Here is a 15,790-nt window from a genome sequence, read left to right as displayed (position 1 = left end):
AAATTTATCAGTTATGAATAAGTATCAAAATAAATATACAGTAATCTTTATTCTTGCCGTTTTCATCCTGATTACACAGGGTTGTAAAAAATTTTTAGAAGCACCTTTGCCTATTGATCAACTGGCCACTGAAACTGTTTTCAAAAGCCGGCCAACCATTCTTTCGGCAGTCAACGGTATGTACAATGGTATGGCATCAGGTGCATTACATGGCAACTATATTCGCTTTACGTATTGGATATCTGATGAAGGTGTTATTACCCCTATGCCCGGCTCTGAGGTGGGTGATATAATATCTGGAAATATTGTTCCCACTAATACCAACCTGATTCCTTGGAGTTGGTTCTATTTACCGACATATAGAGCAAATGAATTAATTGCTAAAATGCCTTCAGTTGACCCGACAATTATGAATGAAACTGAAAAAAAGCAAATCATTGCTGCTGCAAAATATGTGCGCGCATATGAGCATTTTCTTATGGCAAACTCTTGGGGTGACGTGCCATTGATTACTTCTACCAGTACATCGGAAAATCTGACCAAACCAAGAACACCTGTTGCACAAGTGTATGCTGCTGTCATTAAAGATTTAACAGAAGCTGCTGCCGATTTGCCTACTACTGTTAATGCTAGTAATTCAATAACTATTCATAATCGGTATCAAGTATTGGCACTTCTAGCAAAAGTTCATTTATATCTTGGCAATTGGACAAACGCCGAAAATGCTGCAAGTGAAGTGATCAGTAGCGGGCAATACCAGCTGGTTACAGGCGTCAATAACGTTTTCCGCAGAGGTTCACGAGAGGCGATCTTTTCTTTTGGCTCAACTGGTACGGGTTTACTTTTCGATAACAGAACAGTTATTGGATGGTTAACGATCCCTGCTTCTGTAGGTAATGCAACCACCAATTATTGTGCCCTTACTACCAATGTTATCAGCAGTTTTGAAACAGGAGACCAAAGAAGAGTTAATGGTAATTGGGTGATTAATTTATTTGGATTCAATTTTCCCAATAAATATCTCTATAATACTTCAGCAGCAGCTGCAACAATTGCAGCCGCACCACAAGACTTCATTGTACAGCGTCTCGCAGAAATGTATTTGATTCGTGCAGAAGCTAGAGCGCAGCAATCTAAGATTACAGGTACTAATTCTGCTGCAGAAGATCTAAATCTTATTCGTAATCGGGCAGGTTTACCCAATACAACAGCAACAACACAAGCAACAATGTTAGCTGCTATTGAAAAAGAAAGAGTAACTGAGCTGTTCTGTGAAGGTCATAGATGGTATGATTTGAAACGTACCAATAGATTAAACACAGTATTAGGAGCATTGCCGCATAAGGCCGCAAATTACAAGCCACACTATAACCTTTGGCCTATTACACAGTCGGAGATGAATACAAGCCCTAATCTGACACAAAATCCGGGATACTAACACTTGCCTGTACAATTTAAAAGGCTTTAATCAAATTTAGAATGTAGTTAATATGAAAAAGTATATACATCTGTTATTCGTTGGATTATCCCTTTCTATTTCACTTATTGCACAGGAAGCAGTAGTTGCTGGAAAGCTAACAGGCCCAATTGCGAAAATGGTAAAAGAGGTTCAGATGATCAGGGACGGCAAGATGCAAAAGTTTACAGTGGATAGTACTAATCAGCAATTTTCCGGGAAGCTTAAGCTGCACGAACCTCAATTTGTTGAGATTAAAGCAGGGAATACGCAATCTCAGTATTATTATTTAGTGCCTGGAGAGTCATTTAACATCACGATTGATAAGCCTTCCTTGCAACAAAGTGTTATAAGTATTTCAGGTAATGCTAAAGGAAGTAAGTTGCAGACTATATATCAGTCTTATTACAAGGCTTTGGAAGCAACAGGTATTGATCTGAGTATTAGAGATTGGCATCAAATTTTATTCCTAGATAATTCACCGTTGAATAAAGCTGAAGTAAGTCTTGATGCAGCGATGAAAGCGGAATCTCCACTCGTAAATGCTATTCCAAAATTCAAACAGGATATGCAGTTGTCTAAACTTGTATTAAGAAGATTTACGGAAATTGATACAATGTCATTAGTAACAATAGAAAGTAACCTTAGGTATTTACAAGCGGCAAAACTTGGAAGAACAGTAGTTAATATTCCGTTTATGAAGGAATATGTAACAGACTTGACAAATGCATATGCAGCTAGAACCTTAGAGAAGTATGGTATTTCGTTTGATGCAATTAAGCAAAAGAATATCAGTCAGTTTATTGCAGCTGAGGCAATCCAGAAGTACATAACAGACCAAGGACTCAAAAATTACCTTTATGGTGAAAAATTAAAAATTGAGCTAGCGGTTAATGGGCTAAAGAATCAAGCTTATGTTGATTTCTTACTGAATAATTCTGATCAATTTGTACGCGACTTTTATGCAGATCGTTTGTCCCAGTTGACTAAGAATAAGCTACCTGATTTAAGTAAGGCTAGAAAGCGTGCTTTTGATTTTACATTACAGGATGCCTCAGGTAAAGTGTATCGTCTTGATGATTTTAAAGGGAAAATGGTTTTTGTTGATTTCTGGGCATCCTGGTGTGCGCCATGCCGAGCACAAATCCCTTACCAGCGCGAGTTGGAAAAAGCTTATGAGGGTAAGGATGTGGTTTTTTTAAGTGTATCTCTTGACAGATCAAAAGAAGATTGGTTGAAAGCCGTAAAAGAAGAAGACCTTCATGGATATGTATTGCATGCAGAAGGTGATTTCAGAAATCCATTTCCGAAAGCTTATATAGTAGATGCTATTCCTCGGTATTTATTGATTGACGCTGCTGGCAATATTATTTCTGATAACATGATGAAACCGCAAAATAAAAAGGAGATCAGTGCCATTTTTGATGAGGAATTATATGCAAAAAATACAGAGGGCATTTTAGAAAAGCACTTTCAGGCTATCGGTGCGGAAAAATTAAAAATGCAAGGGTTGTATTTTGAGTATGTTCAGTCTTTGCCGGGTATGAAAGCAAATAACAAGCTTTGGTTTAAATACCCCAATCAGTTAAAGAATAGTTTTCTCTTTGAAGTAACTGAGCAAATGAGGATGATCTTGGGTGCAGATTATTTCAAACCAAGATATTCTTTGCTTTCGGGTGATAAGTATGTGTCAAACTTCCCTTCCCAATCTGATGTAAAAGGTAATTGGGTTAACAGGGTATATGGATTCGATTTGTATTTACGTAAACAAGTCTTTGGAGCTGTAATAAAATTTGCAGAAGAGAATAATGAAAAGGATAGTGCATATGTATTAAAGCTTAACTATAAAGATTACGTTGAAAAGTACTACATCAACAAAAGGACTTTCCTGATTGATAAATTTGTTTTATTCTCTAATAAACTAGAGCCAAGAAAAGGTGGTGGATTCTTTGAAACATTTACTACTTACAGTGATTATCGGAATATTCAGGGCGTGATGATTCCATTTAAAGTAAATCAGGCTAATATTCTTTCTATTAAGTTAGATAAAGCAGAACTTAAGCCAATGGAATCATCAATTTTTGATACAAATCAAATTCTTAATAATCAATAAAAATCTGGAAGTGTGGTTTGTTGATGAGCCGGGGGCCAATACAACCATTTCTTCCTGAAAATTAGAATAAGGGCTTTTATTAAAAGCCCTTATTTGCTTATTCATAAAATGTGATTTAATATATACCTATTATATCAGGTAAGGCCTACTGGGGGTTGTAACTTTTATCAGTTATCAAGAAGTGTTACTGAAGGCTAATACAAATAAGTGGTATAAGAATTCGTTTCTAAAGGGTTTTCTATTTGCATTTGATTGATAGATATCTATCACTTGATTATTTAACCGCGCATCCATTCACACGGTATGCTTCTGCTTAATGTACATATCTTTTAGATTGGGTGTTCTAATTTCCGGTTTTCATTTTCAAGGTAATATCGCCAATATTATATGCATATACGGCGGCAGGAAGAAAGCATAATTGTAAGCCCTCAATATTTTTTACACCTTGCTGATCAATAGAAGTTACTAAGGCATACGGAAAGCTATTAGCCTTACAGAAATGATTCAGACTTTTCAGTTCTTGGGGGTTATCATAATAGCGATTACTCCATTTGATCTCTGCACCCCATACAGGCTTAAATTTTTTGTCATCTAACAAAACCAGATCTACCTCACCTTCCTGTCGCCCTTCTTTCCAGCGTGCATAAGTTAAGTCCATGTTTTCACGGTGCATCCACTGAGACAAAATAGCAGTTTCTACCATGTTGCCCATTTCATTATCAGTGGCTGTTATAGGTGAAAATAATGCCGTCCTTAATGATGGGTTAGTTAAATACACTTTAAAACTTGTTACCCTTTTTAATCGTTTGGCATGTATATCTACTTTATTCAGCACTTTAATTAGGAAAGCTGCTTCTAGATAGTCCAAATACTTTTTTAAAGTATCTTTTTGTATACCGCTATCTTTAGACATAGCTTCATAAGAAAATTCATTACCCGTATTGTAGGCTAAGTATGTAAAGAATCGGTTTAATTCTTGAACATCTTTGATTCCATATAAACTTGGTAAATCTCTTAGTAAAACTTTATCTACGATATCGCTTTTTACATATCGCCCCATATCACTCTGTATCTTTTCAGAAAGCACTACTTCCGGATATCCACCAAAGTTCAAATAGTTAACAAACTCCTGATTCAGAATCTTTATATCATGAGTTAGGCAATAGGCAATAGGTTTATCGCCATATTGAATAAAGCCATCATAAATGAGATGCTGCATTTTTTTTAGATGTATGTATTCTTGGAAAGTAAGGGGTGGCAATATAAAGTCAGTAAACCTTCCAGCACCACTTTCGGTACTATGCCACTTTAGTGCAGCAGCTGCAGAACCTGATACTACAAACTTGGTATTTTGATATGAATCAACCAATACTTTAAGGTGTCTCTCCCAGTCTTTGAGGTATTGTATCTCATCAAAAAAGACATAGCAATTTTGAAGATGCTTTAAACTGAGTGCCTTTTTGCACATGTCCAGTATGTCTTCCAAACCTAGGTGTACATAAATAGGGTTATCAATGCCTATAAAAAAAATTTGTTGAGGGTTAACACCATCTTCAATTAAGCGCTGTATACTATGAAAAAGCATGACTGTTTTGCCTACCCGTCTTGGCCCCATTAATACCAAAGCTCTTCTTATCTGCTTTTCGGTTACAAAAGGATAAAATAAATCAAAATATAAGCGCTTATGCATCTTACTATACACTTCTGGTATTTCCTTACTAGCCCACCATGGGTTTTCATAGCGGAGGCGCTCAATGATTTTATCCTCTGGAATAAGATTTAAACTGATCATGTGTTTATCAATAGTTACAAAAATAGCTCTTTTAAGAAGATTCATATCTTCTTATTTGTACATTATTGTAATTTTAGTCTGATTTTATGAATCTACTTTCCTTTCTTTACATAGAAAGGTTTGCCCTAAGCCTTATGCAGTGTGCGTATAAATAAAAGATTTAGCATCTGGATGATTGCCTCAAGTTTTATAGACCTATAGAGTCTGAGAAATTAGTGAAACCTTTAGTGGAACTCATATAAAATAATAATCCGCATAAAAAATTGCAATACAATTAATTATGCGGATTAATTTGCTGTAGGGGGAGGGGTCGAACCTCCACGAGGCAGTTAGCTGTAACACAAAGATTAGTGGTCAACCCTGGTCGGCCTTACCAAAAGTAACGTCGGCTCTATGTTACGTTTATCCTGTTATCCCCACCCTCGAGACGAGAGGGCATGTCTGCCAAAAATTTCATCACCCCACAGTGTAAAGAGCTTGTCGTCATTGACAATACAATGTTAGGCCAAATGCCATATTCGTTCAAAATAATTCAATGATTATTTTAAAAGTATTGAAATTATCTAAAAATAGAATCTATTTTAGCTAAATCATAAAAAATAGGTGCCAAAAATGCCGTCAAAATTGAATTTAGACAAATTGGATTTGCAGATTATTCAGGCCATGATTGAGGATGCTGAGATTTCTTATGCTGATTTGGGCAAAAAACTCTTTGTTTCCGGGGGAACCATCCATGTACGTATCAAGAAATTGGAAGAAATGGGTATCGTCAAGGGCAAAAGGCTCTTTGTAGATATGAAAGCACTGGGCTATGATGTGATTGCTTTCATTGGAATTTACCTCGAGAAAAGCTCTTTGTATGATTCTGTTGCTAAAGAGCTGCAACGTATACCGCAGATTGTGCGTTTGAATTATACAACCGGTAACTACAGCATGTTTGCAGAGATCGTTTGCAAAGACATCATGCAACTGCGTTACGTATTGCACGATGCATTACAGAAGATTAAAGGCATTGAAAGAACAGAAACATTTATTTCACTTGAAGAAAGTTTCAGCAGACCTGTAGTTGTAACAGCAGCTGATAAGTCATGATTATTCACCGTATTTTCATGTTATGCAAACAAACGATTTTAATCTTTCAGGCATATTAGAAGTGTGGCAACGCAGAAGATATGCAATCATGACCTTAGTATTAAGCACCGTTGTAATTGCAGGTATTGTGTTGTGGTGGATGCCAAAACAATACAAATCAACTGCAGTTATTATTGCTGCTAACCCTCAGTTACAGGATAAAGGCAGGCTCTTTAATAAAGAGATTCAATTATTATATGCTGTGTATGGCAGTGCAGATGATCTGGACAGATTGTATGGCTGGGCCAACCTGGATAGCAACTATTATGCACTCATTGACAAGTTTGATCTTATGCAGCAATATCGGGTTGGAGAAACCGATTCCGCTTATGTACGTCATGCAGTATTGAAGCGATTCAAAAAGGATGTACAACTAATCAGAACGGAAGAGCAACAACTAAAGATCGACGTATATATGAAAGAGCCGCAACTGGCGGCTGATATTGCTAATGCAATTGTGCAGCATATTGATCAGCGCTATCGAGAAGTAGCAGCTGACAGATATTCCAAAGAGAAAACTGCCTTGCAAGCTTCTTTACAGGAAACCGCGCAGCAGTACACAAGTCTGACAGATTCAATCAAACTGGGCCAAGGATTATTGAAAGAGGCATTGCTGTTGGGTCAGCTCAAAGCTTTGGAAGAACAGTCAGCACAACTCACTAAAAATATTGCTGAGATGGATGCTGCCATCAAGGCCAATCCGCCTGCATTATATATACAGCAAAATGCTTCACCCAATCATAAACCTGCCAGACCGCAAGTGCTGGTTAGTTTACTTGCTGTAGCTGCTTCCAGTTTGGCCTTTGGCTTATTGCTTACAGCCCTGATTGATCAAAAGCGCGCATGAGTTTAATTTTGCAGCGATATACGTGGGGGTTTGTGGCACTCCAATGTGTCAGCGTAATACCCGCATTGTTACTACAACAATGGTGGTGGCTGGTATTACCATCTTGTCTGCTCTTGCTATGGCGTTTCGCTGATATTTATCTGCACCAGACAACCCAACTCTTTTGGTGGTGGTTATGGTTATTGCCTTTGTCTACTGAGTTGATGTTTACTGATAGCCTATCGCTGGATTTTCCAGGAGAACCTTTATTGATTTTACTTACCGGAGCCATCTCGCTCTTGCTGATCACACGCAGATTCAGCTTGCCGCATGCTGTATATCAGAGTGGTTTACCGATACTCGTACTATTGCACTTGTTTTGGATTGCCATCACAGTTCTGTTTTCATACGAACCTGTTTTATCAGTAAAATACCTATTCGCGAAAACCTGGTATGTATTGCCCTTGGTGTTACTACCGGGTATTGTATTGCAAGGTTATCAGGATTGGGAGAAAATGGCTTTGGCACTTATCATACCTATGTTTTTTGTGGTAGTACAAAGTATCCTTCGTCATGCTGCACATGGCTTCAGCTTTGAAGGAATCAAGGATACACTAGATCCTTTTTTTCGCAATCACGTAAATTACTCGGGTATGCTGGTCTGTTTATTGCCGATAGGTATAGCAGTGTATCGGCTTACGGATGAGCATAGCAGAAAACGAAAAGTGGGTATTGCTTTGGTAATTGCCATGTTGGGCTTGATACTCGCTTATTCACGTGGGGCATGGATTGTGGCGATTGCTGGCCTTTTTGTGTATTGGCTCATCAAAAAGAAATGGCTGATGCAAGCATTGGTGATGAGTGCTATTGTTGTCACCATGGCTTTAGCGTGGTTATTACAGGGGAATCGTTTCTTGCAATACCGACCAGATTTTACGACTACGATTTTTCATACTGATTTCACTGATCATATGACGGCGACGCTGGCGTTGAAAGACGTCTCTAATGCAGAACGTTTTTACCGTTGGACTGCAGGTGTGGCCATGACTGCAGAAGAGCCAGTTACGGGTTTTGGTCCCAATAGTTTTTACCTGCATTACAAGCCCTATGCAGCACAATTGTTTCGTACCTGGGTAAGTAATAATCCGGATCATTCTTCTGTACACAATTATTACCTGCTTTTGGCATTAGAGCAGGGTTTACCGGGTCTGTGTTTTTTCTTATTGATCCTGTTTGCTGCGCTATATCGTGCACAATATTTATTCCACCGACTGCAAACCAGGCTCTATAGTTATGCAGCGATGATTGCTGGTGTGATGCTCAGTATGATTGCATTGCTCAATACCATGAGCGACTTAATTGAAACAGATAAAATTGGCGGACTCTTCTGGCTATGTATCGGTGTATTAATTGCACTGGAAGGAAAACTGAAAGAAGAACAAGCAGCTATTGCTTAGTCCTTTACTGCAAACGCATCGCGCAGACCATTGCCCAATAAATTAAATGCTAATACCAATAACATAATAGCAATACCTGGCGCTAAAGCCAGTGCCGGATTATTGGTGATGATGAAATTGTAATTCTCTTTAATCATTAGTCCCCAGCTCGGTTGCGGTGGTTGAACGCCAACACCAAGAAAACTGAGACCTGCTTCCAATACAATCGCAGATGCAAAATTGCTGGCAGCAATCACTAACACAGGTCCCATAATATTCGGCAGAATATGTTTGATGATTGTTCTGGTATGACTAAATCCCAGCACCCGCGTTGCTTCAATATATTCCAGTTCGCGAACAGCCATTACTTGTCCGCGCACCAATCTGGCTACATTCACCCACATACTTAAACCAACAGCCATAAACACCTGCCAAAAGCCTTTACCCAATAGCAAAGTCATAGCGAATACAAGCAACAGTGTTGGAATACTCCAAATCACATTAATGAGCCACATGATCAGCTCGTCTACCCAGCCGCGGAAATAACCTGCCATCGCACCAAGACTGATGCCAATGGTGAGGGAGATAAGTACAGCAATCAAACCTACACTCAAACTTACCCTGGTGCCAATGAGTAAACGACTCAGCATGTCTCTGCCAAACTTATCAGTGCCTAGGTAAAATTTTTGGGTGATTGAATTGGGTGTTGCTAGTTGCTTAAGCGGAATGCTACCTGATTTGCTCAGCCCTTCATCAATGTATTGTTCGTAAATAATACTGTCGCCTTTTAGTTGATAGGCTTGTATCGGTAAATATTGAACGGTATCTTTTTGTCCCGATACCCACTTCGTTAATACCCCAGTTTCTTGGTTACCACTTTGTTTGATCAATAAGAATTGCATAGTGAAGCCAGGAGATTTACTGCCAATTGCAGGAATCATTCTATTGCCAAACGGTGAGGCATCAGGCGCTAATTGATAGCAGGTGAGTGCAATGAATATGGATACAGCAATGATGCAAGTACCCATTACTGCACCCTTATTTCTCCATAGTTTTCGTTGAAAACGTTTTGGTTCAACAGCTTGCTGCATGCCTGAAAATACAAAGTTCAGTAATGCGAACTCATTTTACTTTTCTGCCCTTCCATTGGTAAGTACCGAACTTGCCTAACCACCCAGCAATAACAGTATAGGCAATATGTTGGAAAGGAAAATACCAAAGTTTGATGCTGATGCGATAACCGAAAAATTGGCAAAGGTGAACTGCAAATGAATATTCAGCTAAACTTTTGATGAGCATACAGGAGAGCCATAACCAGAATAAATCGGGCTGCCAGATACTGATCAAAGGCATTACAAGCAGTGAGAGATTAAATAAATACACCACAGCCAATACATAGAATATGCTTTTATCTGTGTACTTATCTGCCTTGCTTGCCCAACGGATACGTTGATTGATAAAACTTTTCCAGTCTGGCATTGGATGTGTACGTACGATGGCTTCCTGTGCAAACAGAAAAGCCATTCGTTTGGGGTATAGCTTTTTTATTTTATGCATCAGCAGCATATCATCTCCACTGGCAATGCGGTCAATATCAATATATCCTCCTGCTTCATGAAACGCCGTTTTCAGATAGCCAAGGTTAGCGCCATTACACATGCTGTGAAAGCCTGCATAGACAGCACCAGCAGTTACACCTTGCAGTCCCATGAAATCAATCTTCTGAAAATTAGCAAGGGTAGAGCCATCGGTAATGAAATCAACAGGCGCAGCAATGAAAACAGGATTCTTTGCCTGAATCATTGCATCATAGTGCTGTAGCCATTGTGTACCCATTTGGCAGTCTGCATCTGTGGTAATAATCCAATCGCCGGTAGCATATCCAATAGCAATTTCAATTGCTTTCTTTTTATAAGAGTTGAGGTATACACCACCCAATTCTTCTTGCAGTGAAATGAGCTTCAGGTTTGGATGTACTTGCTGCAAAGCTTGCACAAGCTTTGCGGTATTGTCCTCTGAGTGATCATCAATCACAATGAGCTCAAATAAATCAGCAGGATAGTTTTGCTGTAAGATGCACTTTACACAATGTGTAATATGTGCTGCTTCATTTCTTGCAGGTACAATTATACTAAAACGTGTTTTTGGTTGATAGGTGGCAGAAATCTGGAAAGGTTTCAACTGCAGATACCAGTATCGGTAAATCAGGATAGCTGCTGCATACACGATGCAAACAATACCAATTGATAAACTGACAAAAGCGAACCACATCTTGCAAAGAAACAATTAGCAGTTCAAAGCAGCGGCAATCTGTGCAGCATATTTTTCCTGCAGGAGTACATGGCCCCCATCTATCAGTGTAATCTGTATCTGATTCGGCGCAGCTGATTGCCAGCGTTTTCCATATTTAGGTGTAATGATGCGATCATATTTGCCATAAAGAATCTGAAGCCTTTGATCCTTATGCTTCAATGTCTGTAGCACTTTTGTTTTGCTTGGTTTAAAGCGTCGCATAGTGGTCCAACGATGATACAGTGCTGTTCGTATCGCACCATCGTGGAGGTAATGATGTATAAATTTGGTAACGCTTTTATTCAGTAAGCCCCTCTTTTCTGCAAAGCGCAATAAACCCAGAAACCAGGATGGATTTTCCATGGTTGCCTTGAATAATCGATTACCCCAACTCGTTTGTGTGGCTATCCAATACCAGGGATTTACATAAATACCATCGGGTGCAACTAAAACAATTCCTGCAATACGTTGGGGTTGCATGGTGAGTAAATGCAGGGCAATCCTTCCACCCATGCTATAACCGAGTAAATAAAGCGGCGCTGATGCAGCAATACCCATCAAGTGCAGCCATTCCCAAAGCATTTCGGGTTCTATTAGTAAGCCTTCCTGCCATTGGGTTTGTCCATGCAAAGGCATATCAATCGCATATAGCGTAAAATCGGCACCCAGTGCTTTTTCCAGAAAAGCGAAATGTTTACCAGATTCACCAAATCCATGGAAGCAAAGCAAGACGCGGGATCCGCTGCCATAGCGATGGTAGTGAATCTGTGATTGGCGATAATGGATGATTTGTCCTGACACTGTTAAAATTCTGCCGGAAATTTTAAGGTCTGAACCTTGGCGGATTCAAAGAAACGGATTTATTTTGGAAATAGTTGCATAACTAACTATATGCCAAACAACCAATTTAAGCGGGGCGAACTCTACAGCGTCATCAACGGTATGGCTGCTACAGCTGTGGCACGACGCTTGCAGAAGAATTTTCGTCAGGCAGGATTGGAAATAACGATTGAGCAGTGGAGTGTACTCTATCACTTGTGGAAGGAAGATTGCTTGAGCCAGCAGGAATTGTGCAACCGCACTTTCCGCGATAAGCCCAGCATCACCAGACTCATTGATAATCTGGAGAAACAAAACCTCGTGAAGCGCATGCCTTCAAAAACAGACAGACGCATTAACCTGGTTTGTTTAACAGAAGCTGCAAGAGGCTTGCAACAGATTACCATTGATCTCGCTAACCAAACCATGGATGAAGCATTGGTTGGTGTTACCAAGACAGAGATAGAAACGGTTAGGCAGGTATTACAACGTGTATACGATAACCTGATATAAAACTTTTAAATAGTAAGTACCATGAGTACCACAACACAGCAGGCTGCTGCCCTGAAAGGTGGGGAGTGGCTGATCAAGGAAAGTAATCCGTTCAACACCTTCACACCGGAGGATTTCAATGAGGAACAACGCATGGTGATGGACATGTGTCAGCAATTTCTGCAGACAGAAGTATTGCCCATCGTTGAGCGTATCGACAAACTGGAGCCGGGCCTGATGCCATCGCTGCTGGAAAAAGCGGGTGAGCAGGGTTTGCTCTCTACCTCTTTTCCGGAAGAATACGGCGGACTCAACAAGGACTTTATTACTTCCACCATTGTGAATGAAGGTTTGGGTGGCGGACATTCTTTCTCTGTTGCTATTGCCGCACATACCGGTATCGGTACACTGCCTATTCTCTACTTTGGTACAGAAGCGCAGAAGCAAAAATATATTCCCAAGCTTGCCAGTGGTGAGTGGAAGGGTGCTTATGGCTTAACAGAGCCCAACAGTGGTTCTGATGCATTGGGTGCCAAGACTACAGCCAAATTAAGTGAAGATGGTAAGTACTATATCCTGAATGGACAAAAATGCTGGATCACCAACGGTGGTTTTGCAGATGTGTACACCGTATTCGCAAAGATTGACGGTGATAAATTCACCGGCTTCATTGTAGAGCGTGGTATGGAAGGCTTTACCCAAGGTGCAGAAGAGCACAAAATGGGTATCAAAGGTTCTTCCACTGTGCAGTTGTACTTCCAGGATTGTAAAGTGCCTGTTGAAAATGTACTAGGTGAAATCGGTAAAGGCCATGTAATCGCTTTCAATATCCTGAATATTGGTCGTTTGAAACTGTGTGCAGCAGCCCTTGGTGGTTCCAAGCATGCAGCAACTACTTCTGTTCAGTACGCAGTTACCAGAGAGCAGTTTAAGATGCCAATTGCCAAGTTTGGCGCTATCAAGCATAAGCTTGCTGAAATGGCTATCCGTATCTGGGTGTGTGAAAGCGCACTCTACCGTTCTGCTAAATTGATCGATGATAAAGAACATGAATTGATGCAATCAGGCAAAGCTTTCGCTGATGCTTTGTTAGGTGCAGCGGAAGAGTATGCCATTGAGTGCGCTATGCTGAAAGTTGATGGCAGTGAAGTGTTGGATTATGTGGTGGATGAAGGCGTACAAATTCATGGTGGTAATGGCTTCAGCGATGAATACATCATCTCTAAAGCATATCGCGACAGCCGTATCAATCGTATCTATGAAGGTACCAATGAGATCAACCGTTTGTTGACCGTGGATATGGTATTAAAGCGTGCCATGAAGGGTAAGTTGGATCTGATGACACCTGCCATGAATGTTCAGAAAGAGCTGATGAGCATTCCAGATTTCGGCGCAGAAGAGGAAGGTGCATTCGCTAAAGAAGTGAAATACATCAACAATTTTAAGAAAGCCATCCTGATGGTTGCCGGTGCTGCTGTTCAAAAGCTGATGATGCAATTAGAGAAAGAACAGGAAGTATTGATGGCGATTGCGGATATGGCTATTCAAACTTTTAATGCAGAAAGCGCCTTACTGCGTGTGATGAAAATGGCGGATGCTACAGGTAATACCAACAGCCTTCAAGCAGATATGATGCGTACTTATCTCTATGATGCTGCCGACCGTATCAACAAAGCAGGTAAGGATGCATTGAACAGATTTGCAGAAGGCGATGAGCTGCGCATGATGCATATTGGTCTGAAGCGTTTCACCAAAGTGGAGCCTTTCAATGCCATTGCAGCCCGCAGACGTATTGCTGAAGAAATGATTGCGAAGAACAGCTATTGCTTCTAAAGCAACCATTAAGATAAATTATAGACCACCTTGTTTTGTGAAACGAGGTGGTCTTTTTATATTTAGTAATCCTAAAACCCCCTACATGAAGCATTGCTGTACAGCATTGCTGTTGTTGATGACGACGCTTGCAACAGCACAAAACGGAAATAAACCTGCTTATTGGCTGGGTAAATCTGTTGGCAAACTACCCATGCTGGCCTATGGCTTGGGGGATGATCGTTTGGGAGGCGCTAAGATGGGCTATATCGATACAGGCATTCTGTTGAAAGTGGTTGACTCAGCAGATGATTTGTATAAAGTACAATTATCACAATACCATAGTGCTTATCTTGAAAAGCAATACATCAGTAAGGATACGGCACTTAAGCAAAAGCCATTTTACTTGCTCAATTCCTGGAGTACACGCGGTAACGAAACTGAAATGGTGGATTTGCTTGCACTGAGTATGGATGAGAAACTCCCTTACAAAAGCTGGATGGAAATTGCACCAGCAAAAATCATGTTGGATGTATATGGGGTACAGAGTAATAGTAACTGGATTACGCAGTTTCGTTCACTGAAAGAAGTGAAGAATGTGTATTTCAATCAGGTAGAAGATGATGTGGTGCGCATAACGATTGAGTTAGTACATCAACAGCATTGGGGATACAGCATTGGCTACAGAGGTAAGTCTTTACAAGTACGTGTACGCAGACAACCTAATCCAAAACACATCAGCGATTTGGTGATTGCTATTGATGCTGGTCACGGTGGTACCAATACCGGCGCAAAAGGTATTAATACAGGTATTCTTGAAAAAGAATACACACTGTTGTTTGCAAAAGCTTTCGAAAAGCAGCTTAAGCGCAAAGGTGTTAGCACCATCATGGTGCGCAGCAATGATACCAGCATCAACAATGTAGATAGGGTATTGTGGCTGCAGGAACAAAAGCCGCATATCCTAATCAGCTTCCATTTGAATTCATCCGGTAAGCCTGAAGTAAAAGGCGTAAGTACATATTACAAGCATATTGGTTTTAGACCACTCAGCACAGCTGTTTTAAATCGTATGCTGGAACTGGAATTGAATGAGTTTGCCAATGTGGGTAATTTCAATTTCATGTTGAATGCACCAACCGACTTTCCCAATACCTTAGTGGAAGTTGCTTTTCTGAGTAATCCGGAAGATGAACAACGTATTCGTGATCCTAAGTTTCACAAGGCAGTTGCAGATAAAGTGTACCGTGGTGTTCGTGATTGGCTGAAGCAATTGAAATAATCCATTCCAATATCCATTGAAGACAAATTAAATCTGTCACCAATGGAACAATATGCTCAACCCGGTTTCTGGCAGGACTACCAGAAATGTCATCAGTATTTTCAGCAGGTATATAAGCATGCACCCACTACTTTACTACATATGTGGCGTGAATATCGTGATGATATTGCTGACGAAAGACTCACTGACCACAATGATGTAGTGCGTTATGAACGAAACAGCGGACAATCGTTCACTGAACTGCTAAAACAAGTCATGAATGATGTTTACCTCAAGGGTAACTTGGAATTTGAATATTTCCGAAAGCAAGTAGAACAACTGATATAAAAAATCCCCCGC

At 40.1% G+C, this 15,790-nt stretch carries 13 protein-coding genes; 9 read left to right on the top strand and 4 right to left on the bottom strand.

The window, feature by feature from the left end:
- Positions 1-13: 13 nt before the first annotated feature.
- Both J0L83_09365 and J0L83_09360 read left to right on the top strand, forming a co-directional pair.
- The gene (locus J0L83_09365) at positions 14-1,438 is read left to right on the top strand and encodes a RagB/SusD family nutrient uptake outer membrane protein (GenBank protein ID MBN8664771.1); all 1,425 of its coding nucleotides are present in this window, start codon (positions 14-16) and stop codon (positions 1,436-1,438) included.
- A 52-nt stretch (positions 1,439-1,490) separates the two neighbouring features.
- Positions 1,491-3,569, top strand: coding sequence for a redoxin family protein (locus tag J0L83_09360; protein MBN8664770.1), 2,079 nt, complete (start codon positions 1,491-1,493; stop codon positions 3,567-3,569).
- 343 nt (positions 3,570-3,912) lie between these two features.
- On the opposite strand, the gene J0L83_09355 is transcribed toward J0L83_09360, so the two are convergent.
- Positions 3,913-5,406: an ATP-binding protein gene (locus J0L83_09355; protein ID MBN8664769.1), complete on the bottom strand. Its 1,494-nt coding sequence runs from the start codon at positions 5,404-5,406 to the stop codon at positions 3,913-3,915.
- A 567-nt stretch (positions 5,407-5,973) separates the two neighbouring features.
- Between J0L83_09355 and J0L83_09350 the strand changes: the two genes are divergently transcribed.
- From J0L83_09350 to J0L83_09340, 3 genes are read left to right on the top strand one after another with little or no spacing between them, the layout of a single operon-like run.
- Positions 5,974-6,453, top strand: a complete 480-nt coding sequence (locus tag J0L83_09350) for an Lrp/AsnC ligand binding domain-containing protein (protein MBN8664768.1) — start codon at positions 5,974-5,976, stop codon at positions 6,451-6,453.
- Positions 6,454-6,475: 22 nt separating this feature from the next.
- Positions 6,476-7,339, top strand: coding sequence for a hypothetical protein (locus J0L83_09345; protein ID MBN8664767.1), 864 nt, complete (start codon positions 6,476-6,478; stop codon positions 7,337-7,339).
- Positions 7,336-8,775 carry an O-antigen ligase family protein gene (locus J0L83_09340; protein ID MBN8664766.1) on the top strand — a complete coding sequence of 480 codons (1,440 nt, stop codon included), beginning with the start codon at positions 7,336-7,338 and terminating at the stop codon, positions 8,773-8,775. Before J0L83_09345 ends, J0L83_09340 begins: the two co-directional genes overlap by 4 nt.
- Here J0L83_09340 and J0L83_09335 read toward each other — a convergent pair.
- Genes J0L83_09335 through J0L83_09325 form a run of 3 tightly spaced genes read right to left on the bottom strand, consistent with a single transcriptional unit; the run spans position 8,772 to position 11,847 of the window.
- Entirely contained in the window at positions 8,772-9,845 is a 1,074-nt protein-coding gene (locus tag J0L83_09335; protein MBN8664765.1) for an ABC transporter permease, read from the bottom strand. The two genes, J0L83_09340 and J0L83_09335, sit on opposite strands and share 4 nt — an antisense overlap.
- Before the next feature lie 31 nt (positions 9,846-9,876).
- Positions 9,877-11,025 carry a glycosyltransferase gene (locus tag J0L83_09330; protein ID MBN8664764.1) on the bottom strand — a complete coding sequence of 383 codons (1,149 nt, stop codon included), beginning with the start codon at positions 11,023-11,025 and terminating at the stop codon, positions 9,877-9,879.
- 15 nt (positions 11,026-11,040) lie between these two features.
- Positions 11,041-11,847: an alpha/beta hydrolase gene (locus J0L83_09325; protein ID MBN8664763.1), complete on the bottom strand. Its 807-nt coding sequence runs from the start codon at positions 11,845-11,847 to the stop codon at positions 11,041-11,043.
- A gap of 90 nt (positions 11,848-11,937) precedes the next feature.
- Here J0L83_09325 and J0L83_09320 point away from each other — a divergent pair, with 90 nt between their 5' ends.
- The 4 genes from J0L83_09320 to J0L83_09305 all read left to right on the top strand — a co-directional run bounded on the left by J0L83_09320 (position 11,938) and on the right by J0L83_09305 (position 15,778).
- Positions 11,938-12,378, top strand: a complete 441-nt coding sequence (locus J0L83_09320; protein MBN8664762.1) for a MarR family transcriptional regulator — start codon at positions 11,938-11,940, stop codon at positions 12,376-12,378.
- A gap of 21 nt (positions 12,379-12,399) precedes the next feature.
- Positions 12,400-14,190, top strand: coding sequence for an acyl-CoA dehydrogenase family protein (locus J0L83_09315; GenBank protein ID MBN8664761.1), 1,791 nt, complete (start codon positions 12,400-12,402; stop codon positions 14,188-14,190).
- 85 nt (positions 14,191-14,275) lie between these two features.
- The gene (locus J0L83_09310; protein MBN8664760.1) at positions 14,276-15,451 is read left to right on the top strand and encodes an N-acetylmuramoyl-L-alanine amidase; all 1,176 of its coding nucleotides are present in this window, start codon (positions 14,276-14,278) and stop codon (positions 15,449-15,451) included.
- A gap of 42 nt (positions 15,452-15,493) precedes the next feature.
- The gene (locus J0L83_09305; GenBank protein ID MBN8664759.1) at positions 15,494-15,778 is read left to right on the top strand and encodes a hypothetical protein; all 285 of its coding nucleotides are present in this window, start codon (positions 15,494-15,496) and stop codon (positions 15,776-15,778) included.
- Positions 15,779-15,790: the final 12 nt, after the last annotated feature.

The organism is Chitinophagales bacterium, assembly GCA_017303835.1.
In the GTDB taxonomy this organism is placed as follows: domain Bacteria; phylum Bacteroidota; class Bacteroidia; order Chitinophagales; family Chitinophagaceae; genus JAFLBI01.
This window is presented reverse-complemented; position numbering and strand designations above follow the sequence as displayed.